Raw genomic sequence first — 23078 nt, 5'->3', positions numbered from 1 at the left:
GTACGGGTGGCTCAGAGCTCGGCCAGGGTGCCTTGGTACATCTTGTCGATCTCTGCCGCGAAGTTGCTCTCCACGCCCCGGCGCTTGATCTTCAGCGACGGGGTGATCTCGCCGTGTTCGATGGTGAGGTCCCGGGGGAGGATGGTGACCTTCTTGATCGTCTCCCAGCGGTTGAGCTTGCCGTTCAGCTCCGCCACGTAGCCCTCGACCATCGCCTGCGCCTCCGGCGAGGCGACGATGTCGGCGTACTCCCGGCCCTCCAGCGGGCCGCCGGCCGCCCAGCCCTTGATCGCGTCCGGGTCGAGGGTGACCAGCATGGTGCAGTAGTTGCGGGCCTGGCCGATCACGATCGCCTGCGAGGTGTACGGGCAAATCGCCTTGAACATGCCCTCGATGTGCGACGGCGCGATGTACTTCCCGCCGGAGGTCTTGACCAGGTCCTTCTTCCGGTCGGTGATGCGCAGGTAGCCGTCGTCGGTCAGGCTGCCGATGTCGCCGGTGCGGAAGAAGCCGTCCTCGGTGAACGCCGCGGCGGTCTCCTCGGGCAGGTTGTGGTAGCCGCGCATCACCGGCTTGCCCCGGACCAGGATCTCGCCGTCGTTGTCGATCTTGCACTCCAGGTCGCCCATCGCCTTGCCGACGGTGCCGATCCGCAGCCCGCCCGGCGGGTTCACGAAGTTGCCGGCGCTGGTCTCGGTGAGGCCGTATCCCTCGGAGATGGGCAGGTTGGCGGCGGCGAAGAACGTGGCGATCTCCGGGCTCAGCGGGGCCGCGCCGGAGACCAGCACCCGGATCCGGCCGCCGAGCCGCGCCTGGAGCTTGCTGAACACCAGCTTCTCGGCCAGCGCGTACTTCAGCTTCAGCCCGACCGGGACCGGCTTGCCGGCCTGCTCGAGGGCGACCTTCTCCTTGCCGGTCCGCACCCCCCAGGCGAAGATCTTCGCCTTCGCGCCGCCCGCGCCCTGGGCCGTGGTCACCGCCTTGTTGTAGACCTTCTCGAAGACCCGGGGTGCGCCGCACATCAGCGTCGGCTTGACCACGGCGAGCAGGTCGACCAGCTTGTCCACCCGGCCGTCCACGTAGGTCGGCAGGCCGACGTGGGTGGCGCCGCAGAGCAGGGTCTTGCCGAACGAGTGGGACAGCGGCAGCCACAGGTACTGCAGGTCATCCTCGCGGAGCAGCCCGAGCTCGGCCTGCGCCACGCCCTCCCAGCACCAGCCGCCGTGCAGCAGCTCGACGCCCTTGGGCCGGCCGGTGGTGCCGGAGGTGTAGATCAGGGTGGCCAGGTTCTCCGGCCCGATCCCGGCGACCAGCATGTCGATCAGGTCCGGCTCGGCCTCGAGGGCCCGCGCCCCCCGCTCCTCCAGCTCGGCCAGGGTGAGCTGGGGGACGGCAGCGGTCGGGTCGGGGGTGCCGTCGAAGAGCACCACGTGGGTCAGCGCCGGCAGCTCGGCGCCGGCGATCTTGGCCGCCTGGGTCGGGTTCTCGGCGAAGAGAACCCGCGAGCCGGAGTCCGCGATGATGTACGTCGCGTCCTCGGGTTCGGTGGTCGGGTAGACGGTCGTGGTCGCTCCGCCGGCGCACATGATGCCGAAGTCTGCGATCACCCAGTCCAGCCGGGTGTTCGCCAGGATCGCCACCGGATCCTCCAGGCCGACGCCGAGCCCGTGCAGGCCGGCGGCGACCGCCTTGGCGCGCCGCCCGACCTGCTCCCAGCTCAGCCAGACCGGTCCCGAGTCGTCGGGGGCCGGGTGGCCGAAGGCGCGGCGGTCGGGGGTCGCCGCCACGCGCTTGAGGAACATGTCGGGAATGGAACGGTACGGTACATCGAGAGCCATCGCTGTAGCCGCCTTCAGGGGTGGAGACGTGACGGGGGTCACGTCATTCTGCGGTTACCGAAGAGTATTGCCTGGACCGGGGGGTCGGCTAGTGCGCGGCCGTTACCCGGGTCGGGCGGCCCGTTTCGTCGGCCCGTTTTCCCGCTGTCTGGGACTCAGCCGTACCGGGCCGCGGCGAGCGCCAGTCGTAGGTGGCCCGGATCCAGTTCCGCCGGGTGGCGAGGAAGGCGTGGACCGAACCATCCCGGGTCCGCGCCAGCGCGGCGTCGCGCTCGGCGTACGCCGCCAGGCCGTCGTTGAACCGGGCGGCCGCGGCCCGCAGCGCCGCCTCCTCGTCCTGCCCGGTCTCCGCGGCGATCGCGGTGACCAGGTTGTGCGGGTCCGGGCCGTCGGTCTCCCTGTCGCGTCGCCCCCGGTGGGGCGGCGGGCAGCAGAGCACGGGAGGAGGAATCGGTGCCGGTCACTGGGCCGGGCCTGCCTGGTGTTTCTTCGTGACCGTTTCCGCATCGGTCAGAAGCCCAGGCTGGCCGTCCGCAACCGCTCGGCCGGCGTGGCCGGCCCGTCGATCTGCACCCGGGCCACCCGCTGCCGGCCGGACAGGAACAGGGCCAGCTCGCCCGGCGCGCCGACCAGCCGCAGCCGCGCCCCGCCCCGGCCGGCGGTCCGCTCGCCGAATCCGGGCGCCTGGACCAGCAGGTCCGCCGGGAAGCGGCGCAGCGCCAGTCGGGCCAGCACGGAGGCCCGCCTCCAGAGCACGGCCTGGAGACCGTTCGACAGGTCCCGGCTCAGCCAGCCCGGGCGGGCCCGGCGCACGTCCTCGTGGTGGATGAAGAACTCCATGGTGTTGACCAGCTCGTCGGTGAACCGGTTGCTCACCGGGCTCCACACCGGCGGCCGGCGCACCCGCGCCACCAGCTCCGCGTACGGCCGGGCGGCGACCCGCCGGCGGACCGCCTCGCCGTACCGGCGCAGCGGCGGCAGCAGGATGCCACCGGCGGCGTCCGGTCGGCGTTCCCGGACGACCAGGTGCGCGGCGAGATCGCGGGTGGTCCACCCCTCGGCGACCGTCGGCGCGTCCGGTCCCAGGTCCAGCAGCAGGTCGGCGAGCGCCTCGCGCTCCGCTCGGGCGTACCGCGGCATGGCCCGATCGTAGGGCCGCCGCCGGCCCGCGGCGTCCCCGTGCGTGGCGCGGCGGACCCGCGACCGGCCGGTGGGCGGCGGACCGCGTCGCCGAATGCCCTGGTCGGGGCGCCGCGCCCCGGACGTGACGGCGGACATATCCGCTCCGGGTCGGCGGAGCTGGCCCGGAGCGGTAAGGATGAGGGAGACAATGTGCGGCTTACGGCGGGGGAGAGCGTGACGAGCGGGACAAGTCGGGACGTCCTCGGCCGGGGGCTGAAGGTCCTCGGCCGGGCCATCCGGGAGCAGCCGCGGATCTTCGCGGTGGCGGTGACCGGCAGCGTGCTCTTCGGCCTCATGGTGATCGCCAGCGCGTACGTGGTGGGCGCGGTGGTCGGCGAGGTGGTGGTTCCGGCGCTCGCCCGCGGCTCGGTGGGGGTCGGGGCGCTCGCCCTCGCCGCGGCGGCCCTGCTCGGGATCAGCGTGCTGCGGGTGGTCGGCATCTTCGGCCGCCGGCTCGGCGCCGGCTACATGCAGTTCCGGCTCCAGGCCGCCTACCGCCGCCGGGTCACCCGGCGCTACCTGGACCTGCCGCTGTCCTGGCATCACCGCAACGCCACCGGCACCCTGCTCTCCAACGCGAACTCCGACGTGGAGGCCGCCTGGTACCCGATCGCGCCGCTGCCGTTCGCGGTCGGCACCCTCGTGATGCTGGTCGGCGCGGTCGTCTCCCTCTTCCTCACCGACTGGGCGCTCGCCCTGGTCGGCCTCGCCGTCTTCCCGGCGCTCTTCGCGCTCAACGTGGTCTACTCCCGGCGGATGGCGCCCCGCCAGGCCCGGGCCCAGCGGCTGCGCGCCGAGGTCAGCGGCATCGCGCACGAGAGCTTCGACGGCGCCCTGGTGGTCAAGACGATGGGCCGGGAGGCGCAGGAGACCGCCCGCTTCGCCTCCCGCGCGGGCGAGCTGCGCGACGCGCTGATCGCCGTGGGCCGGCTGCGCGGCGTCTTCGACCCGATGCTGGAGACCCTCCCCAGCCTCGGCACCCTCGCCGTGCTGGTGGTCGGCGCCATCCGGCTGCGGCAGGGCGCGATCAGCGTCACCGAGCTGGTCAGCGTCGCCTTCCTCTTCACCGTGCTGGCCTTCCCGGTGCGGGCCATCGGCTGGGTGCTGGCCGAGCTGCCGCGCAGCGTCGCCGGCTGGGACCGGGTGCGCCGGGTCCTCGACGCCACCGGCGAGATGCCGTACGGCGATGTGGCCCTCGACCCGGCCGAGCCGACCCCGGCCACCCTCGCCTTCACCGACGTCAAGTTCGGCTACGAGCCCGCCGAGGCGCACCTGCCCGGCACCGAGGTGCTCGGCGAGGTCTCCTTCACCGTGCCGCCCGGGAAGACGGTCGCCCTGGTCGGGCACACCGGAGCCGGCAAGTCCACCATCGCCTCGCTGGCGGTCCGGCTGGTCGACCCGCGCGCCGGCACGGTCACCCTGGACGGCGTCGACGTCCGCGACCTCACCCCCGCCTCGCTGGCCTCGACCGTCGCCCTGGTCGCCCAGGTGCCGTTCGTCTTCGACGACACCGTCCGGGCCAACATCACGCTGGACCGGCCGGGCATCGGCGACGACGAGGTGTGGGCGGCGCTGCGGCTGGCCGAGGCGGACGGCTTCGTCGCCGCGCTCCCGGACGGGCTGGACACCATGGTCGGCGAGCGGGGCACCTCGCTCTCCGGCGGGCAGCGGCAACGGCTCACCCTGGCCCGGGCGCTGGCCGGCCGGCCCCGGCTGCTGGTGCTCGACGACGCCACCAGCGCCGTCGACCCCCGGGTGGAGGCGGCCATCCTGGCCGGGCTGCGCGCCCCGGCCGACGGCGCGGGCGCTGCCGCGTCGATCCTGGTGGTCGCGTACCGGCGGGCCACCATCGCCCTCGCCGACGAGGTGATCTACCTCGAGCAGGGGCGGGTCGTCGCCCGAGGTACCCACACCGAACTGCTCGCCACCGTCCCCGGCTACGCCGACCTGGTCACCGCGTACGAGCAGGCGGAGCACGACCGCGAGCAGACCCGGACGTACGACGAGGTCACCCCGCTGACCTCCGGCCTGGAAGTCGAGGTTGACCGGTGAGCGTTACCGTTGAGGCCGAGCGGCCGACGGAGAAGACCGAGTCGACCTGGCGGACGCTGCGGCGGGGGCTGGCGCTCTCGCCCGAGCTGCGTACCGGGCTGGCCGGCACGCTCGGCCTGGCGCTGGTCTACATGATCGGCCGGGTCGCCGTACCGGTCGCCGTGCAGCGCGGCATCGACAACGGCCTGACCGTGCCCGGCGGCCCGGACATGGGCGTGGTCGCCACGGTGGTCGCCGCCACGGCCGCCGTCCTGATGATCACCACCACCTGCGGCTACCTGATGATGCGCCGGCTATTCACGGTCAGCGAGACGGCCCTCGCCGGGGTGCGCACCCGGGCGTTCCGGCACGTGCACGACCTGTCGATGCTGCACCAGCAGTCCGAGCGGCGGGGCTCGCTGGTCTCCCGGGTCACCAGCGACGTCGACCAGATCACTCAGTTCCTCCAGTGGGGCGGCGTGATCCTGATCGTCAACCTCGGCCAGCTGGTGGTCACCACGATCGTCATGCTGGCGTACTCCTGGCAGCTCACCCTGGTGGTGCTCGGCGCGTTCGCCCCGGCGCTGCTGGTGATCCGGCTGCTGCAGCGCCGCCTCGCCGCGGCGTACGGCGTGGTCCGGCAGCGGATGGGCACATTGCTCGGCACCATCGCGGAGAGCGTGGTGGGCGCTCCGGTGATCCGGGCGTACGGGATCGCGGGGCGGACCGCCCGGCGGCTGGACGGGGCGATCGAGGGGCAGCGGCAGGCCCAGCAGCGGGCCATCAGGATCAGCATCATGGGCAGCTCGGTCGGGGAGCTGGCCGCCGGGCTGGCCCTCGCGGGCGTGGTCGTCCTCGGGGTGATCCTGGGCGTCGACGGCTCACTCTCCATCGGTCAGCTGACCGCGTTCCTCTTCCTGGTCACCCTCTTCATCCAGCCGGTGCAGATCGCCACCGAGGTGCTCAACGAGGCGCAGAACGCCATCGCCGGCTGGCGCCGGGTGCTCGACGTGCTGGACGTCGCGCCGGACGTGGCCGACCCGGGAGAGCAGGGGCGGGAGCTGCCGCCCGGCCCGCTGGACATCCGCTTCGCCGGGGTCGGGTTCGCCTACCCGGGCGGCCCGCCGGTGCTGCACGACGTGAGCCTGGAGATCCCGGCGAAGAGCCGGGTGGCCGTGGTCGGCGAGACCGGCAGCGGCAAGACGACCTTCGCCAAGCTGCTCACCCGGCTGATGGACCCGACCGCCGGCGACGTGCTGCTCTCCGGCGTGCCGCTGCGGCAGGTCCGGTTCGACTCGCTGCGGTCCCGGGTGGTGATGGTCCCGCAGGACGGCTTCCTCTTCGACGCCACCGTCGGGGAGAACGTCCGCTTCGCCCGACCCGAGCTGACCGACGCCGAGCTCACCGCCGCCTTCATCGAGCTGGGGCTGGCCGACTGGCTGGACGGGCTGCCGGCCGGGCTGGACACCCCGGTCGGCGAGCGCGGCGAGGCGCTCAGCGTGGGGGAGCGGCAGCTGGTCGCGCTCGCCCGGGCGTACGTGGCCGACCCGGACCTGCTCGTGCTGGACGAGGCGACCAGCGCGGTCGACCCGGCCACCGAGGTGCGCCTCCAGCGCACCCTGGACGCGGTGACCCGGGGCCGGACCACGCTCGCCATCGCGCACCGGCTCTCCACCGCGCAGGCCGCGGACGAGGTGATCGTGGTGGACCGGGGTCGGATCGTGCAGCGCGGCCCGCACGACGAGCTGGTGAAGGATCCCGATTCGGTCTACGGCCTGCTCTACGCCTCCTGGCTGGAACAGACCCGCTGAGCTGGCCCGCCGCGGCCCGGCCGGGGTGCCGGGCGCGGCCATGGGTCAGCGGGAGTAGAACTCCACCACCAGCTGCTCGTCGCAGACCACCGGCACCTCGTGCCGGGCGGGCTCGCGCAGCAGGGTCACCCGCAGGTCGGTCAGGGTGACCGAGAGGTACGGCCGCTCGGGTCCGTCGGCGGCGTTGGCGCCGGTGGCGGCGAGCTGGAACGGGAGCGATGCGCGGCTGCGCTCCCGGACCGCGACCACCTGTCCCGGCCGCAGCCGGTACGACGGCCGGTCGACCTTGCGCCCGTCGACGGTGAAGTGGCCGTGCGCGACGAGCTGTCGGGCCTGGTAGATGCTGCGGGCCAGCCCGGCCCGGTGCACCACCGCGTCGAGCCGCCGCTCGAGGAGCGCGACCAGGGTCTCGCCGGTCTTGCCGGCGCCCCGGGCCGCCTCGTCGAAGGTGCGGCGCAGCTGGGTCTCACTGACGTTGTACTGGTGGCGCAGGCGCTGCTTCTCCAGCAGCCGCACCTGGTAGTCGGAGGTCTTGCGGCGCTGCCGGCCGTGGACGCCGGGCGGGAACGGACGCCGCTCGAAGTACCGCACGCACTTGCGCGTCAGCGGGATGCCGAGGGCCCGGGAGAGCCGGGCCTTGGGCCTGGGGTGGTTCACGCTGGACGTCTCCTTGCTGGTGTTCTAGTCTCCTGATTTAGGTAAGGCTAACCTACTTTAAGGAATTCCCATGCGGCCCAGTCCGGCGGAGATCGTCCGAACCCTCGTCGCGGGCCGGCTGCCCGCCCTCGCCCACCTGGCGCACCGGCCCGGCCCACACCACGTCCGGCACGTGACGGACCCGGAGGGACGGGTGTTGCTGCTGGTGCCGGTGGTGAGCGACCTCGCCGCCGCGCTGCGCCCGGCGGACGGCGAGGCCGACGTCGCGCTGGTGCTGGACGTGCTCGACCTGCCGCCGGCCGCCGGGGCGCCGTCCCTGGGCCGGGCCTGGGTCTCCGGCTGGGCGGCCCGGCTCGACGGCGACGAGGCCCGCCGGGCGGCGCTCGACTTCGCCGCGGCGGAGCCGACCGGCGACCTGCTCGACGTCGGCACCCGGTTCCACCTCTTCCGCTTCGAGGTGGTCGAGGCCCGCTGGGAACGCGCCGACTCCGTGCGCCGGATCGATCCCGGGGCGTACGCCGAGGCCGAGCCGGACCCGCTGCACCCGGTCGAGGCGGAACTGCTGGCCGACCTCGCCGACCACCACGCCGACCAGGTGGCCGGCTACCTCCGCCGGCAGCTCGGCCTGGCCGACGACAACCCCGGCGGGCCGCCGCGGGTGGTGCGGATCGACCGGTACGGCATGGTGGTCGCCTACGGCCGGCCCGGCGCCCGTCGCCGCGCCCGGCTCGCCTTCCCCCAGCCGGTGTCCGACCACGCCGAACTCGCCCGGCTGCTGCACCCCATGCTGTGCCGTCATGCCGGCGCCAGCGAGCGGAGCCGGTAGGCCCGCCGGAGGACATGCTCGCGGAGTTGGGACCAGAGCCCCATCCCGGCGGGCCCTCGCCTGGTCTAGTCCGCACTTTTGAGCAGGCCACCTGCCGGTGGACGGCAGGCGGCCGCGGCCTTTGCCGTCGTCTCCCTCTGCTGGTGACCCGGCCCCGACTCAGGCCGGCAGGTCGCCGGTCAGGTAGCGCTGGACGGTCGGGCCGATCGCGGCGACCAGGGTCTCCGGGGCGGCGGAGGCGACCGGTTCCAGCCGGACCACGTGCCGCATCATGGCCAGCCCCATCAGCTGGCTGGCCACCAGCGACCCGCGCAGCGGCAGCTCGGCGGGGTCGACCTCGAGCTGGTCGAGCACCCGGCGCAGCACCTGGGTGGTCAGGAACTCCCGCAGCAGCCGCGCCGTCCACTCGTTGCTCACCGCCGAACGCAGCAGGCCCACCCCGGCCGCGCCGGCGGGAGAGTCCCAGACGCCGAGGAAGGCCCGGACCAGCCGCTCGCCGATGCCCTCGCGGTCACCGGCGAGCACCTTCGGCAGCACCTCCCGAGGGTCGATCGGCGCCTCCATCGCGGCCAGGAAGAGCTGGTCCTTGCTGCCGAAGTAGTGGTGCACCAGGGCCGGGTCCACGTCCGCGGCGGCGGCGATGGCCCGGATGGAGGCCGCGTCGAAGCCCCGCTCGGCGAACGCCGTCCGCGCCGCCGCGAGGATCGCCTCCCGCGTCTCCGGTTTGCCGGGCCGCCGGCCGGTCCGCCGCGCCATCGCCGCCCTTCGCTCGCTCTCTTCAGTCATCTGGCCCTGGCCCGGCCCGGTCGGGACGCGGTGTCAGCCGCTGCGCCGCCGCAGGGTGGCCGCGGCGAGCACCAGCGCCAGGACCGCCGCGCCCGCGACGATCGCCACGTCCCGCCACATCGTTCCGGTCGGCTCGGCGTGCGCGCCGACCTCCTGCAGCGCCTCGACCGCGTACGACAGGGGGAGCGCGTCGCTGATCGCCTGGAGCCAGCCGGCCATCTGGCCCCGCGGCACGAAGAGCCCGCAGAGCAGCAGCTGAGGGGCGACCACCACCGGCATGAACTGTACGGCCTGGAACTCGGTGCGGGCGAAGGCGCTGCAGAAGAGCCCGAGCGCGACCGCGAGCACGGCGTTGATCGCGGCGATCATGACGACCAGCCAGACGCTGCCCGCGGTGTCCAGGTCGAACACCCAGTACGCCACCATCGAGGCGATGGTGGCCTGGACCGCGCCGGCCAGCCCGAACGCGATGCCGTAGCCGAAGAGCAGGTCGATCTTGCCCAGTGGGGTGGTGAGCAGCCGTTCCAGCGTGCCCGTGGTCCGCTCCCGCAGCATGGCGATGCTGGTCACCAGGAACATGACGATGAACGGGAAGAAGCCGAGCATGATCAGCGCCACCCGGTCGAAGACCGTGGGCAGACCCGGCGGGGTGGGCTGGTCGACGTACATGAAGTAGACCAGGGTGAGCAGCACGGTCGGCACCACCACCAGCAGGGCCACGGTCCGCTCGTCGTGCCGCAGCTGGCGCAGGATGCGCCCGGTGGTCGCGGCCAGGATCCGAAGGCTCATGATGCCTCCCGTCCGGCGTGGCTCTTGCCCGCCTCGCTCGCCCTGATCAGTCGCAGGAACGCCTCCTCGAGGTCGTCGACCCCGGTGGTGGCCCGGACCGCGTCCGGGGTGTCGTCGGCGATCAGCCGCCCGTCCCGGATCAGCAGCAACCGGTCGCAGCGGGCCGCCTCGTCCATCACGTGGCTGGACACCAGCAGGGTCGTCCCGGCCGCCGCCATCTCGTGGAACCGGGCCCACAGGTCGGCCCGGAGCACCGGGTCCTGGCCGACCGTCGGCTCGTCGAGGATGACCAGCTCCGGGTCGCCGACCAGGGCGCAGGCCAGCGACGCGCGGCTGCGCTGGCCGCCGGAGAGGGTGCCGACCAGCTGGGTGGCCGCGTCGGCCAGCCCCACGTCGGTGACCGCCCGGTCGGCGTGGGCGTGGTCCCGGCCGTGCAGGGCGGCGAAGTACCGCGCGTTCTCCCGCACCGTCAGGTCGGCGTAGACGCTGGGCGCCTGGGTCAGGTAGCCGACCCGGCGGCGCAGCTCCGGCACCCCGGCCGGCCGGCCGAGCACCGTGACGGTGCCCGAGGTGACCTTCTGCACCCCGACGATCGCCCGCATCAGGGTGGTCTTTCCACTGCCGCTCGGACCGAGCAGTCCGGTGACCGTGCCGCGCGGCACCGCGCAGCTGATCGCCTGGAGCACCCGCCGCCGCCCGCGGTCGACGACCAGGTCGCGGACCGCGATCGCGTCGTCCATCGCCCCACCTCCCAAGAACTCATCATCTGTTGAACTCAACAGTAGATGAGTTACCGGCCGGTGCGCAACGGCTTGACTTCGAGCGCCCTCTAACTGGAAGCCTTGGGTCCGTGGACATCAGCACACGGGAGATGAGCCTCACCGTGGGTGAGGCGGCGGAGCGGGTCGGCCTGACCACCTACACGCTGCGCTGGTACGAGCAGGAGGGCCTGGTCGCCCCGGTCGGGCGGGACTCGGCCGGACGGCGGCGCTACACCGAGTCGGACCTGGACTGGCTGCTCCTGCTCACCCGGCTGCGCCGGACCGGGATGTCGGTGCGGGACATGCGCCGCTACGCCGAACTGGCCCGGCAGGGGGATCGGACGCTCGGCGCCCGGCGGGCGCTCTTCGAGGCGCACCGGGCCCGGGTGCTGGCCCGGATGGCCGAACTGGAGGAGGACCTGAAGGTGCTCAATTTCAAGATCGATATCTATCGCAAGGCGGAGGAGGAGGCCCGATGATCCGGCGCCGGATGGGCGCGAAGGGACCGGAGGTCTCGGCGATCGGCCTGGGCTGCATGGGCATGAGCTTCGCCTACGGCGCCGGCGACGACGCCGAGTCGACGCGGACCGTGCACCGGGCCCTCGACCTCGGCGTCAACCACCTCGACACCGCCGACATGTACGGCCGGGGCGCCAACGAGCGGCTGCTCGCCCCGGTGCTGCGGGCCCGCCGGGACGAGGTCTTCCTGGCCACCAAGTTCGGCAACCGGACCACCGGCGAGAGCGTCGGCGGCGGCACCGGCACCCCCGGCGCCTTCGTCGACAGCAGCGCCGCATGGGCCCGCGAGGCCTGCGACGCGTCGCTGAGCCGGCTCGGGGTGGAGACCATCGACCTGTACTACCTGCACCGGCGCAACCCGCAGACCCCGATCGAGGAGACCGTCGGGGCGATGGCCGAGCTGGTCGAGGCCGGCAAGGTCCGGCTGATCGGGCTGTCGGAGGTCAGCCCGGAGACGCTGCGCGCCGCGCACGCGGTGCACCCGGTGGCGGCGGTGCAGATGGAGTACTCGCTGTTCAGCCGGGACGTCGAGGGCGAGATGCTGGCCACCTGCCGGGAGCTGGGCGTGGCGCTGGTGGCCTACTCGCCGGTGGGGCGGGGACTGCTCACCGGGGCGATCACCAGTCGGGAGCAGCTCGCCGCGGACGACTGGCGGGCCGGGGCGCCCCGCTTCGCCGAGGGCAACCTCGACGCCAACCTGCGGCTGGTCGACGAGGTGCGGGCGGTCGCGGCCGAGATCGCTGCCACCCCGGCCCAGGTCGCCCTGGCCTGGCTGCTGGCCAAGGGGGAGGACATCCTGCCGATCCCGGGCACCAAGCGGGTCCGCTACCTGGAGGAGAACGCGGCCGCGGCCGACCTTCGGCTCACCCCGGGGCAGGTGGCCCGGCTCGGCGAGGCGGTGCCGCCCGGCGCCGCCGCCGGCGAGCGCTACCCGGAGGCGGCGATGCGGACGGTCGGGCACTGACCGGGGCGGTCCGGTGGCCGCTGCCGGTCGCCGGGCCGCGTGCGGGACAATGGGTCACTGTGCCCGTACCTGACGCGCCGCTGACCGGCGCTCCCGCCAGCTCCGGCGGGCCCGCGGCCCCCGGCCCGGTCCGTCCGTCCCGGCTCGACCCGGCGATCGCCGCCCGGCTGCGCCGCACCCCGGAGGGCCTGGTGGCCGCGGTGGTACGCCAGCACGACTCGGGCGAGGTGCTGATGGTCGCCTGGATGGACGACGAGGCGCTGCATCGCACCCTGACCACCGGCCGGGCCACCTACTGGTCGCGCAGCCGCCAGGAGTACTGGGTCAAGGGCGCCACCTCCGGTCACCACCAGTACGTCCGCTCGGTCGCCCTGGACTGCGACGGCGACGCCCTGCTGGTCAGCGTGGACCAGGTCGGCGCCGCCTGCCACACCGGGCACCGGACCTGCTTCTTCACCGAGTTGCCGGTCAGCTCCCCGGAGGCCACCTCATGACCACCGGCACGGTCAGCCCGGACCTGGCGACCTTCACCGACCTGGCGGCCCGCTGGCGGGTGGTCCCGGTCACCCGGCGGCTGCTCGCCGACGCGGAGACCCCGGTCGGGGTCTACCGCAAGCTCGCCGGTGGCCCCGGCACCTTCCTGCTGGAATCCGCCGAGCAGGGCGTCGGTTCGGCCGGGATGGCCTGGTCGCGCTATTCGTTCATCGGGGTACGCAGCAGCGCCACCCTCACCGAGCGGGACGGCGCCGCGGTCTGGACCGGGGAGCCGCCGGCCGGGGTGCCGGCGTCCGGCGACCCGGTCCGGGTGCTGCGCGAGACCGTCGCGGCGCTGGCCGGCCCGGCCTGGGACCCGGCCAGCGGGATGCCGCCGCTGACCGGCGGCATGGTGGGCTACCTCGGGTACGACCTGATCCGCCGCTTCGAGCGGCTGCCCGAGCTGACCGAGGACGACCTCGGCGTGCCCGAGCTGGGCATGATGCTCGCCACCGACCTGGTGGTGCTCGACCACTACGAGGGCTCGGCGATCCTGGTCGCGAACGCGATCCTGCCGCCGCCGGACGCGCCCGACCGCGAGCCGCTCGTCGCGGCGGCCTACCACCACGCCGTCGGACGGCTGGACGCGATGACCACCGCGCTGTCCCGACCGATTCCGCCCATGATCTCGACCGTCGACCAGCCGCCGGCGGGCGAGGTGGTCAGCCGTACCCCCTCCGGCGGCTACCCGAAGGCGGTGGAGGCGGCCAAGGAGGCGATCCGGGCCGGCGAGTGCTTCCAGATCGTGCTCGCCCAGCGCTTCGAGCGACGGACCCACGCCGACCCGCTCGACGTCTACCGGGTGCTGCGCACCACCAACCCCAGCCCGTACATGTACCTGCTCCGCTTCGACGGCTTCGACATCGTCGGCTCCTCACCGGAGGCGCACCTGAAGGTCAGCACCGGGGCCGACGGCCGGCGGCGGGCGTTGCTGCACCCGATCGCCGGCACCCGGCCACGCGGCGGCACCGCGGAGGCCGACGCCCGGCTCGCCGCCGAGCTGCTCGCCGACCCGAAGGAGCGCTCCGAGCACGTGATGCTGGTCGACCTGGGCCGCAACGACCTGGGCCGGGTCTGCCGGCCCGGCACGGTCGAGGTCCCGGAATTCGCCACCATCGAGCGGTACAGCCATGTGATGCACATCGTCTCCACGGTGGTGGGGGAGCTGCGGGAGGACCGGACCGCCTTCGACGCGCTCGCCGCGACCTTCCCGGCCGGCACCCTCTCCGGCGCGCCCAAGGTCCGGGCCATGGAGATCATCGAGGAGCTGGAGCCGGTCCGGCGGGGCCTCTACGGTGGCACCGTGGGCTACTTCGGCTTCGGTGGCGACCTGGACATGGCGATCGCGATCCGCACCGCGCTGATCCGCGACGGGCGGGCGTACGTGCAGGCCGGGGCGGGCGTGGTGGCCGATTCCGATCCCGCCGCCGAAGACCAGGAGACCCGCAACAAGGCCGCCGCGGTGCTCGCCGCCATCGCCGCCGCCGAGACTCTCCGGGCGGCCCGATGAGCGGGCCGTTCGCCCCCGCCGGGCCGCCCAGCCCCGCCGGAGCGCCCGCCGAGCCGCCCAAGCCGGTCGACGCGCGAGGGCGACGCGAGCTGACGTACGCGATGCTCCTCTGCCTGGCCGGGGCGGGCCTGGCGTTCTGGGCGGCGACCCGCACCTGGTCGGTCGAGCTGACCGCGCGGGGGTCGCTGCCGCCGTCGCGGCAGGCCCGCACCGGCGCGGACCTGCTGCCCTGGGTCTCCGCGCTGGCGCTGGTGGCCCTCGCCGGGGGCGGCGCCGTGCTGGCCACCCGCAACCGGGTGCGCCGGCTGCTCGGTGCTCTGCTGGCCCTGCTCGGCCTGGCCGTGGCGGCCGGCGGCGGCTACGGACTGGTGGCCGGGTTCAGTGGTCAGGTGAGCCGGCAGTGGCCGGCGCTCTGCCTGGTCGGCGGCCTGGTCGCCGCGGCGGGCGGGCTGCTCACCGCGCTGCGCGGCGGCGCCTGGCCGGCGATGGGGGCCCGGTACGAGCGGCCGGCCCGCTCCGGGAAGTCGTCCGGCACGGGCGGCCCGGCGGTCGGCCGGGGCACCCGGGACGCCTGGGACGCGCTGGACCGGGGCGAGGACCCGACGGTCAGCTGACCGGGTGGGTGTCCCGGACCTCGCGCCGCGCCGCGGCGCGGGCGGCGGCCAGCTCGGCCACCAGGCGGTCCAGCTCCCGGCGCTGCTCGGCGCGGGCCCGGTCGGCGCAGACCGCCTCCCAGGCGTTGCCCCGGGCGGTACGCATCCGGCCGTCGCCGACCACGGCGCGTTCGAGGGTGTGCACCACGCCGGCGGCGAGCGACGCGACGGTCCGGGAGATGGTGGTCAGTCCGATGCTCGAGTTCGGGTCGTTGGTACTCATGGTCACCCCGCATGGAGATCGTTGGCGACGGTTGGCCGGCGCCTCATCGAGTCTGCCCGAGGACGATCCTGCCCGGCCCACGTTTCACCGTCGTGAACCCCGCGTCAACGGTCCGTCCGGGGTGGATGACCTGGGCAGGGCCGTTCGTCCTTGAGCTTGCTCACAGCATCGACGGCGGTCGCGATCCTGCGGGGTCCGGCCGACCGTGGTGAGATGGGGGTATGGGCGGCAATCGATGCGCCGTCCGCGGCGGTGGGCGGCCGCGGGTGACGGCCGTCGATGGGCGCGGTGGCGCTGCGTGACATCGCGTTCACCCGAAGTCGGTCATCATGCCACAGCCCATTTCGTGAGGAGCGCCATACCCCCGGGCACTTGTCGCCAGGTCGCGCCCCCTAGCATCGGCCCATGACACCCGGAGAGGGGAGTCCGTTGGTGACTGCTGAGCATGCGCACGCGGAGGGGGACGAGGCCGGTCCGGCAGCGTCCGGAAGCGTGCTCGACGAGATCCTGGCCGGCGTGCGCGAGGACGTCGCCCGGCGGCAGGAGCAGGTGCCGCTGGAGCGGATCCGCGAGCTGGCCGCCGCCGCCCCGCCGCCGCTGGACGCGTACGCGGCCCTGCGCCGGCCCGGTGTCGCGGTGATCGCGGAGGTGAAGCGCGCCTCGCCGTCGCGGGGGCAGCTCGCCGAGATCGCCGACCCGGCCGACCTGGCCGGCGAGTACGCCGCCGGGGGTGCCCGGGCGATCAGCGTGCTCACCGAGGGCCGCTGGTTCGGCGGGTCGCTCGACGACCTGGCCGCCGTCCGGGCCGCGGTGCAGGTCCCGGTGCTGCGCAAGGACTTCGTGGTCTCCAGCTACCAGGTGCACGAGGCGCGTGTCCACGGCGCCGACCTGGTGCTGCTGATCGTCGCCGCGCTGGAGCAGAACGTGCTGGTCGGGCTCCTGGAGCGGATCGAGTCGCTCGGCATGACCGCGCTGGTCGAGGTGCACACCGAGGAGGAGGCCGACCGGGCCCTGGAGGCCGGCGCGCAGGTGATCGGGGTCAACGCCCGCGACCTGCGTACCCTGGAGGTCGACCGCTCGGTGTTCGAGCGGATCGCGCCCGGCCTGCCGAGCAGCGTCGTGAAGATCGCCGAGTCCGGCGTGCGCGGCCCGCACGACCTCATCCGGTACGCCTCGGCGGGCGCCGACGCGGTCCTGGTCGGCGAGGGCCTGGTCACCCAGAAGAGCCCCCGCGAGGCGGTCGCCGAGCTGGTCAACGCCGGCAACCACCCGGCCACGCCCCGCCCGGTGCGCTGACCCGCGCCGGGTCCACGAGTCAGCAGCGAGAGGAGACCGCGATGAGCGCCGACCCCTCGGCACCGGCCTTCCAGGTTCCCGACGCCGCCGGTCACTTCGGCCGGTTCGGCGGCCGGTTCGTCCCCGAGGCGCTGGTCGCGGCGCTCGACGAGCTGGACGCGTCGTATCGGAAGGCGATGACCGATGAGGCGTTCCGCGCCGAGTTCGACGCCCTGCTGCGGGACTACGCCGGCACCCCGTCGCTGCTGTACTCCGCCAAGCGGTTCTCGGCAAAGGCCGGGGCGCGGATCCTGCTGAAGCGGGAGGACCTCAACCACACCGGCGCCCACAAGGTGCGCAACGTGCTCGGGCAGGCCCTGCTGACCAAGCGGATGGGCAAGACCCGGGTGATCGCCGAGACCGGCGCCGGCCAGCACGGCGTCGCCACCGCCACCGCCGCCGCGCTGTTCGACCTCGAGTGCGTGGTCTACATGGGCGAGGTGGACACCGAGCGGCAGGCGCTCAACGTGGCCCGGATGCGGATGCTCGGTGCCACCGTCGTCCCGGTCACCACCGGCTCGCGCACCCTCAAGGACGCGATGAACGAGGCGATGCGGGACTGGGTCGCCAACGTCGAGAACACCCACTACCTGATCGGCACCGCCGCCGGCCCGCACCCGTTCCCCGAGATGGTCCGGGCGTTCGTCCGGGGCATCGGCGAGGAGGCCCGCCAGCAGTGCCTGGACCTGACCGGCGCGCTGCCGGACGCGGTCGCGGCCTGCGTCGGCGGCGGCTCCAACGCGCTGGGCATCTTCCACGCCTTCGTCGACGACCCCGACGTCCGGCTGTACGGCTTCGAGGCCGGCGGTGAGGGCGTGGCGACCGGCCGGCACGCGGCCAGCATCACCGGCGGCTCGTCCGGGGTGCTGCACGGCACGCGGACGTACGTGCTGCAGAACTCGGACGGGCAGACCATCGACTCGCACTCCATCTCCGCCGGGCTGGACTACCCGGGCGTCGGGCCGGAGCACGCCTGGCTGCACGACAGCGGCCGGGCCACGTACGAGCCGGTGACCGACCGCGAGGCGATGGCCGCGTTCGAGCTGCTCTGCCGTACCGAGGGGATCATCCCGGCGATCGAGAGCGCCCACGCGCTCGCCGGCGCGCTGAAGATCGCCCCGCGGATCGCCGCCGAGCTGGGCCGGGAGCCGGTCATCGTGGTCAACCTCTCCGGCCGGGGCGACAAGGACGTGCACACCGCCGGCGAGTACTTCGGCATCCTCGACAAGGAGCAGTGACGCATGAGTCGCATCGGGGGAGCCTTCGACAAGGCCCGCGCCGACGGGCGGGCCGTGCTGGTCGGCTGCATGCCGGCCGGTTTCCCGACCGTCGAGGGCAGCATCGCCGCGATGACCGCGATGGTCGAGGCCGGGGTGGACGTCATCGAGGTGGAGATCCCCTACTCCGATCCGGTGATGGACGGCCCGGTGATCCAGAAGGCCAGCGACATCGCCCTCGCCGGCGGCGTCCGCACCGCCGACACGCTGCGCATCATCGAGGCGGTGGCGGCCACCGGCGCCCCGGTGGTCACCATGACCTACTGGAACCCGATCGAGCAGTACGGCGTCGACGCCTTCGCCCGGGACCTCGCCGCCGCGGGCGGCACCGGCCTGATCACCCCGGACCTGATCCCGGAGGAGGCCGACGAGTGGCTGGCCGCCTCCGACGCCCACGGGCTGGACCGGACGTTCCTGGTCTCGCCGTCCTCCACCGACGCCCGGCTGAAGATGACGGTGGAGCACTGCCGGGGTTTCGTCTACGCCACCGCGATCATGGGCGTCACCGGCGCCCGGGCGCAGACCTCCGAGGCCGCCCCGATCCTGGTCTCCCGGGTCCGCGAGGTCACCGACCTGCCGGTCGGCGTCGGCCTGGGCGTCGGCACCGGCGCCCAGGCCGGCACGGTCGCCGGGTACGCCGACGGCGTCATCGTGGGCAGCGCGCTGGTTCGCTGCCTGCTCGACGCCCCGGACGAGGCGGCCGGCCGGTCCGCCCTGCGCGCGCTGAGCGCCGAACTCGCCGAGGGCGTCCGCCACCCCGCGCGCTGACCGGCCGCAGCCCCGCCACCCGGTCGGCCTGGCGTGGCCCGGCGTGGCTCGACTCCCTTTGCGGCATGTCGCGCCTTCCCGCGGCCGGGATGCCACCGTCTGCCGCAAGTGGAGTGGTTCTTGGGCGCACCGGGGCGCGCCCGCCCCCGGCCCGCCCTCTCGGCCCGCCCCCGGCCCGCCCTCTTGGCCCGCCCCCGGCCCGCCCTCTTGGCCCGCCCCCGGCCCGCCCTCTTGGCCCGCCCCCGGCCTGCCCTCGCGGCCGGGCGCGGCGTTGATCGCCTCGCCTTGCGGGAGGTCGCGCTTTCCCGCGCCCGGGATACCGCCGTCTGCCGCAAGCGGAGTGGATCTCGGCTCAGCCGCCGGGTCGCGGGACCGGTGGAGTCCGCGGCCCAGGCGGGACGCCGCCGGCGGCCGCCCCGGGCGGCATCGCGACGCCGGTTGGTGCTGACCGGGACGCGGGCTCGCCGGGACGGTCCGCCCCGGCGAGCGGGCCGGCGGGCGGTGGCCCCTCCCGCACGGCGTCCCGCAGCACTCCCGACCGTCCGGCCAGCGCGTCGGCGACGGCCACCCGGGTGATCGGGGTGATCGCTTCCGGCAGGCCGCCGGGATCGTGCCAGGCCGGCTGGCAGCCACCCACCGGGTTCGCCGTCGGCGTCTCGCCGCTCGCCCGGGCGCGGAAGACGTGCACCAGCACATCCGGCAGCGGGCCGCACCGCCCGGCCGAGGGCGGGGAAGAGCCCGGGTCGGTGAGCCGGTAGAGCCCCACCAGGTCGACGACCTCGATCTCCCAACCGGTCTCGGCGCGGATGTCCCGGATCACCGCGGCCTGCGGGCTCTCGTCGCGGCGCAGCCGCCCGCCGGGCAGCCCCCAGCGGCGCTCACCCCGGCCCTGCCGGCAGAGCAGCATCCGACCGGCCGCGTCGCTGACGACCGCGGCGACCGCCCAGGTGAGCGCGCCCATGGACAAAGAGCCTACGACCGCGCAAACCAGAAGTCAGCCGACCGACGAACCCGGTGGGACCGGGGTGCCGCGGGGACGGTCCACAGCGGTAGCGTGTTCACTCGTGACCCTCGCCCCGATGACCCCACTGGCGGCCCTGCCCAGCCCCAGCACCGCCGTCTGGCCGCTCGGACCGGTCCCGGTCCGGGCGTACGCGCTCTGCATCATCCTCGGCATCGTGGTGGCCTGCGTGGTGACCGAACGCCGGCTGCGTCAGCGCGGCGTCGCCCCCGGCGCGGTGCTCGACATCGCCGTCTGGGCGGTGCCCACCGGCATCATCGGCGCCCGGATCTACCACGTGATCACCTCGCCGGAGAAGTACTTCGGCGCCGACGGGCAGCCGCTCAAGGTGTTCGCCATCTGGGAGGGTGGCCTCGGCATCTGGGGCGCGGTCGCCGGTGGCGCCCTCGGCGCCTGGATCGCCGCCCGGCAGCTCGGCATCCCGTTCGCCGTGGTGGCCGACGCGCTCGCGCCGGGCCTGCCGCTGGCCCAGGCGGTCGGCCGGTTCGGCAACTGGTTCAACAACGAGCTCTACGGCGGCCGTACGACGCTGCCGTGGGGGCTCGAGGTCCACGTGATGGACCCGGACAACCCCGGGCACGCACTGCGCGACGAGGCCGGCAACCCGGTCCTTCAGCCGGGGCTCTACCACCCGACCTTCCTCTACGAGGCGCTGTGGAACGTCGGCGTCGCCGTCCTGGTCCTCGTCCTGGACCGGAAGCTGCGCTTCGGCCGGGGCCGGGCGTTCGCGCTGTACGTGATGGGTTACACCGCCGGGCGGTTCTGGATCGAGCTGATGCGCACCGACGAGGCGAACCACATCCTCGGCCTGCGGCTCAACGTCTGGACCGCCGCGCTGGTCTTCCTCGGCGCGCTGATCTACTTCCTGCGGGTCCGCGGGCCCCGGGAGTACCTCATCCCGACCGGCGTCCCCGCGATCCCGGTCCCGCCCGCCGGCGGCGACGTGTCGCAGGTCGACCTCTCGGCGCGCGAGGGTGGGCGTCCGGTCGCACCGGAGGGCTACCGGGTGGTGAGCGAGGAGCAGTTCCGCGCGTACCGGGAGACCGGCGTGGTGCCCGAGGAGCCGGCCGAGCCGGAGGACACGACGGCCGACGACAGCGGGGACGGTGCCGGGTCGACGGCACCGGCCGGGACGGCCGGCTCTCCGGCCGTGGGCGAGCCCGCCGACGAGGACCGGCCCGCTGTGGGCGCGGCGGAGGACTCCGCCCGCGGCGACGGGGCCGGCCGCGCCGCGGAGCCCCGGGACGCCGCGACCGATCCGGCGGCCGGCGAGGACGCGCCGGACGCCGAGGACCGGGCGGGTGCCACCGGTGCCCGCCCCGCCGACCGGGACAGCTGAGCGAGGGAACGCGATGCGTACCGCGGTGGTGGTCGGCGCCGGGCTCGGTGGCCTGGCGGTGGCCGGCGCGCTGGCCCGCTCCGGCTGGCGGGTCACCCTCCTCGAACGGGCCGACCGGGTCCGTCCGGAACCGACGGCCGTGGTGCTCTGGCCCAACGGGGTACGCGCGCTGCGCGCCCTGGGCCTCGGCGCCGGGCTGGACGCGATCGCCACGCCGCTGCCCGACGGCGGCGTCCGCCGCCCGGACGGGCAGTGGCTGGTGCAACCCCGCCCCACGCCGGCCGACCGGATGCCGGTGGTGGTGCACCGGGAGGACCTGCACGACGCGCTGATCGCCGGCCTCGGCGACCGGGTGGAGCTGCGGACCGGGGTGACCGTCCGGACGGTCCGCAGGGTCTCCGGGGAGCGTCCCGCGGTCGGCGACGGCCGGCACACCGTCGAGGCGGACCTGGTGGTCGCCGCCGACGGCACCGACAGCGAGATCCGCCGCCAGCTCGCCCCCGAGGCGGCGGTGGTCAGCTCCGGCTGCGCGGCCTGGCGGGCGGTGATCCCCTGGTACCGGGTGCCCCGGCTGGCGGACGAGCGGTCGGTGGGCGGGGAGGTCCTCGGCGCCGGGTACCGCTTCGTGGCCGCCTCGCTCGGTGAGCGCGGCGGGGCCGGTGGGTCCAGCCGGGGCGGCGTCTACTGGGTGGCCACCGCCGCAGGCGCGCCCCGCCCGGAGCCGCCGGAGACCCAGCTCGCGCTGCTCAAGCGCTGGTACGCCGGCTGGCCCGCGCCGATCGCCGAGCTGCTCGACGCGACCGACCCGATCGACCTGGTCCAGCAGGAGATCCGCGAGCTGCGCCCGCTGCCGCGCACGTACGGCTTCCCGGCCGGGCCCGGCGGCGTGGTGCTGCTCGGCGACGCGGCGCACGCCATGCCGCCCCACCTCGGGCAGGGCGCCTGCCTCGCCTTCGAGGACGCGGCCACCCTCGCCGCGCTGCTGCGCGAGTCCCGGCTGCCCGACGCCGTGCAGTCGTACGACCGGCTGCGCCGCCCCCGCGCGGCGACGATGGTCCGGCAGACCCGCCGGATGTCCGCGGTGCTGCAGACCCGGGGCCGCTTGGCGTTGCGCGCCCGCGACGCGGCCCTCGGCACGATCAGCCCCCGGCTGCGCAACACCGCCGCCTCCGCGGCCGCCCAGTGGCACCCGCCCGCCTGAGGTCCGGCGCCTGAGCCCGCGGGCCCGCCGCCCGCCGCTCGGACCCGCCCGCCCGGCCCGAGCCGCCTCCCGGCCCAACCTGGACGCCCGGCCCGACCCGGCGGCGGCCGCCGAGCTGCGAGCCGATCAGGGCGGGCGCCGCCGCGCTGCGAGCCGATGAGGGCGGCCGAAGCCGCCACCCGGCTCGCCGTCAGCCGATGAGGGCGGCCGGTTCGGCGATGCAGGCGGTGCCGACCCGGCGGAAGCCGACCCGCAGGTAGACCCGGGCGATCTCCTCGTTGCCCGCGGAAAGGAAGATCAGCTCGGTGCCGGCGGCGAGCAGCGCGTGGGCCAGCGTGGCGGTGACCGCCGCGCCGAGGCCGCGCCGGCGGGCGACCGGCAGGGTGGCCACCCCGGCGATCTCCGCCACGTCGCCCACCCGCATCGCCATCCCGCTGGCCAGCGCCCCCTCCTCGGGGGTCTCGGCGAGCACCGAGATCCGCCGGCCGTCGGCGATCCGGACGCCCTCCTCGTCCAGCGCGGCCACGTCGAGCCCCGTCACCGCGGCGTCCCGCTCGGCCGGTCCGGCCACGCCCCGCTCGGTGCCGGCGTTCGAGAAGCCGACCGCCGCGATGGCCCGCCGGACGGCGACGTCCGCGGCGAAGCCGGGCGTCGCCGGGTCCAGCACCCGCACCGGTACGTCGCTGAGCGTCGCCGGGTCCGGCAGGCCGGCCGGGTCGAGCACCATCAGCGGCGCTTCCAGCACGTTCAGTCCCGCCGAGCGGGCGACCGCGAGCAGGTCGGGGGTGGTCTCGTGGACCCACTCGAAGGCCTCCGGCAGCCCCAGCTCGCGCTGGCGGGCCCGGACGGCGGTGATGTCGGCGAGTGAGGGCGACCGGGTCGCGTCGAGCCGGGGCCGGGCGTAGAACGGCCAGCCGGCACCGTCCCGGACGAAGAGCACCAGGGGGCCGTACTCCTCCGTGCGGGCTCCGTCGCGGGGCACCGCGTCGTAGAAATGCTCCAGCCGGTCGAGGAGCGCCTCAGTGCGTACCACATCCACCGCGCGAGACTACA

General features: G+C 74.7%; 23 protein-coding genes. 13 read left to right on the top strand and 10 right to left on the bottom strand.

Annotation, left to right across the window (positions count from 1 at the left end):
* Positions 1-11: 11 nt before the first annotated feature.
* The 3 genes from GA0070624_RS28995 to GA0070624_RS28985 all read right to left on the bottom strand — a co-directional run bounded on the left by GA0070624_RS28995 (position 12) and on the right by GA0070624_RS28985 (position 2978).
* Positions 12-1838: an AMP-dependent synthetase/ligase gene (locus tag GA0070624_RS28995; protein ID WP_091346123.1), complete on the bottom strand. Its 1827-nt coding sequence runs from the start codon at positions 1836-1838 to the stop codon at positions 12-14.
* 88 nt (positions 1839-1926) lie between these two features.
* On the bottom strand, positions 1927-2277 hold the full coding sequence (locus tag GA0070624_RS28990) for a hypothetical protein (RefSeq protein WP_091346120.1): 351 nt from the start codon (positions 2275-2277) through the stop codon (positions 1927-1929).
* A 71-nt stretch (positions 2278-2348) separates the two neighbouring features.
* Positions 2349-2978, bottom strand: coding sequence for a TIGR03085 family metal-binding protein (locus GA0070624_RS28985; protein ID WP_091350032.1), 630 nt, complete (start codon positions 2976-2978; stop codon positions 2349-2351).
* A gap of 216 nt (positions 2979-3194) precedes the next feature.
* Between GA0070624_RS28985 and GA0070624_RS28980 the strand changes: the two genes are divergently transcribed.
* Entirely contained in the window at positions 3195-5072 is a 1878-nt protein-coding gene (locus GA0070624_RS28980) for an ABC transporter ATP-binding protein (RefSeq protein WP_091346117.1), read from the top strand.
* The gene (locus GA0070624_RS28975; protein ID WP_091346115.1) at positions 5069-6862 is read left to right on the top strand and encodes an ABC transporter ATP-binding protein; all 1794 of its coding nucleotides are present in this window, start codon (positions 5069-5071) and stop codon (positions 6860-6862) included. Before GA0070624_RS28980 ends, GA0070624_RS28975 begins: the two co-directional genes overlap by 4 nt.
* A 45-nt stretch (positions 6863-6907) precedes the next feature.
* Here the strand turns inward: GA0070624_RS28975 and rpsD are convergent, their stop codons facing one another.
* Positions 6908-7519 (bottom strand): 30S ribosomal protein S4, encoded by a 612-nt coding sequence (gene rpsD, locus GA0070624_RS28970; protein ID WP_091346113.1) that lies wholly within the window; start codon positions 7517-7519, stop codon positions 6908-6910.
* Positions 7520-7589: 70 nt separating this feature from the next.
* Here rpsD and GA0070624_RS28965 point away from each other — a divergent pair, with 70 nt between their 5' ends.
* A complete protein-coding gene (locus GA0070624_RS28965; RefSeq protein ID WP_091346110.1) occupies positions 7590-8345 on the top strand; it encodes a DUF2470 domain-containing protein in 756 nt (251 codons plus the stop codon).
* A 159-nt stretch (positions 8346-8504) separates the two neighbouring features.
* On the opposite strand, the gene GA0070624_RS28960 is transcribed toward GA0070624_RS28965, so the two are convergent.
* The 3 genes from GA0070624_RS28960 to GA0070624_RS28950 all read right to left on the bottom strand — a co-directional run bounded on the left by GA0070624_RS28960 (position 8505) and on the right by GA0070624_RS28950 (position 10660).
* A complete protein-coding gene (locus GA0070624_RS28960; RefSeq protein ID WP_091346108.1) occupies positions 8505-9101 on the bottom strand; it encodes a TetR/AcrR family transcriptional regulator in 597 nt (198 codons plus the stop codon).
* A gap of 63 nt (positions 9102-9164) precedes the next feature.
* Positions 9165-9920, bottom strand: coding sequence for an ABC transporter permease (locus GA0070624_RS28955; RefSeq protein ID WP_091346106.1), 756 nt, complete (start codon positions 9918-9920; stop codon positions 9165-9167).
* Positions 9917-10660 carry an ABC transporter ATP-binding protein gene (locus GA0070624_RS28950; protein WP_091346104.1) on the bottom strand — a complete coding sequence of 248 codons (744 nt, stop codon included), beginning with the start codon at positions 10658-10660 and terminating at the stop codon, positions 9917-9919. Before GA0070624_RS28950 ends, GA0070624_RS28955 begins: the two co-directional genes overlap by 4 nt.
* 110 nt (positions 10661-10770) lie before the next feature.
* Between GA0070624_RS28950 and GA0070624_RS28945 the strand changes: the two genes are divergently transcribed.
* The 5 genes from GA0070624_RS28945 to GA0070624_RS28925 are packed head-to-tail and all read left to right on the top strand — an operon-like array spanning position 10771 to position 14822.
* Positions 10771-11160: a MerR family transcriptional regulator gene (locus tag GA0070624_RS28945; RefSeq protein ID WP_091346103.1), complete on the top strand. Its 390-nt coding sequence runs from the start codon at positions 10771-10773 to the stop codon at positions 11158-11160.
* Complete coding sequence (locus GA0070624_RS28940) at positions 11157-12164, top strand: aldo/keto reductase (protein ID WP_091346101.1); 1008 nt, start codon at positions 11157-11159, stop codon at positions 12162-12164. Before GA0070624_RS28945 ends, GA0070624_RS28940 begins: the two co-directional genes overlap by 4 nt.
* Before the next feature lie 59 nt (positions 12165-12223).
* Positions 12224-12658, top strand: a complete 435-nt coding sequence (gene hisI / locus GA0070624_RS28935) for a phosphoribosyl-AMP cyclohydrolase (RefSeq protein ID WP_091346098.1) — start codon at positions 12224-12226, stop codon at positions 12656-12658.
* Positions 12655-14208 (top strand): anthranilate synthase component I, encoded by a 1554-nt coding sequence (locus GA0070624_RS28930; RefSeq protein ID WP_091346095.1) that lies wholly within the window; start codon positions 12655-12657, stop codon positions 14206-14208. Before hisI ends, GA0070624_RS28930 begins: the two co-directional genes overlap by 4 nt.
* A complete protein-coding gene (locus tag GA0070624_RS28925) occupies positions 14205-14822 on the top strand; it encodes a Trp biosynthesis-associated membrane protein (RefSeq protein WP_091346093.1) in 618 nt (205 codons plus the stop codon). Before GA0070624_RS28930 ends, GA0070624_RS28925 begins: the two co-directional genes overlap by 4 nt.
* Here the strand turns inward: GA0070624_RS28925 and GA0070624_RS28920 are convergent.
* Positions 14815-15084, bottom strand: a complete 270-nt coding sequence (locus GA0070624_RS28920) for a hypothetical protein (protein ID WP_091350027.1) — start codon at positions 15082-15084, stop codon at positions 14815-14817. The two genes, GA0070624_RS28925 and GA0070624_RS28920, sit on opposite strands and share 8 nt — an antisense overlap.
* A gap of 492 nt (positions 15085-15576) precedes the next feature.
* Between GA0070624_RS28920 and trpC the strand changes: the two genes are divergently transcribed.
* Genes trpC through trpA form a run of 3 tightly spaced genes read left to right on the top strand, consistent with a single transcriptional unit; the run spans position 15577 to position 18464 of the window.
* Complete coding sequence (gene trpC, locus GA0070624_RS28915) at positions 15577-16380, top strand: indole-3-glycerol phosphate synthase TrpC (RefSeq protein WP_176732062.1); 804 nt, start codon at positions 15577-15579, stop codon at positions 16378-16380.
* A gap of 41 nt (positions 16381-16421) precedes the next feature.
* On the top strand, positions 16422-17657 hold the full coding sequence (trpB, locus tag GA0070624_RS28910; protein WP_091346089.1) for a tryptophan synthase subunit beta: 1236 nt from the start codon (positions 16422-16424) through the stop codon (positions 17655-17657).
* 3 nt (positions 17658-17660) lie between these two features.
* On the top strand, positions 17661-18464 hold the full coding sequence (gene trpA, locus GA0070624_RS28905) for a tryptophan synthase subunit alpha (protein WP_091346087.1): 804 nt from the start codon (positions 17661-17663) through the stop codon (positions 18462-18464).
* 352 nt (positions 18465-18816) lie between these two features.
* On the opposite strand, the gene GA0070624_RS28895 is transcribed toward trpA, so the two are convergent.
* Entirely contained in the window at positions 18817-19425 is a 609-nt protein-coding gene (locus GA0070624_RS28895; RefSeq protein ID WP_091346083.1) for an NUDIX hydrolase, read from the bottom strand.
* A gap of 103 nt (positions 19426-19528) precedes the next feature.
* Here GA0070624_RS28895 and lgt point away from each other — a divergent pair, with 103 nt between their 5' ends.
* The gene (gene lgt, locus GA0070624_RS28890) at positions 19529-20824 is read left to right on the top strand and encodes a prolipoprotein diacylglyceryl transferase (RefSeq protein ID WP_176731918.1); all 1296 of its coding nucleotides are present in this window, start codon (positions 19529-19531) and stop codon (positions 20822-20824) included.
* A gap of 13 nt (positions 20825-20837) precedes the next feature.
* The gene (locus GA0070624_RS28885) at positions 20838-22025 is read left to right on the top strand and encodes an FAD-dependent oxidoreductase (RefSeq protein ID WP_091350020.1); all 1188 of its coding nucleotides are present in this window, start codon (positions 20838-20840) and stop codon (positions 22023-22025) included.
* A gap of 190 nt (positions 22026-22215) precedes the next feature.
* On the opposite strand, the gene GA0070624_RS28880 is transcribed toward GA0070624_RS28885, so the two are convergent.
* A complete protein-coding gene (locus GA0070624_RS28880; RefSeq protein WP_091346081.1) occupies positions 22216-23064 on the bottom strand; it encodes a GNAT family N-acetyltransferase in 849 nt (282 codons plus the stop codon).
* Positions 23065-23078: the final 14 nt, after the last annotated feature.

Origin of the sequence: Micromonospora rhizosphaerae, from assembly GCF_900091465.1 — a bacterium.
In the GTDB taxonomy this organism is placed as follows: domain Bacteria; phylum Actinomycetota; class Actinomycetes; order Mycobacteriales; family Micromonosporaceae; genus Micromonospora; species Micromonospora rhizosphaerae.
Note: the sequence above shows the minus strand (reverse complement) of the source record. Positions and strands in the feature narration are given on the sequence as shown.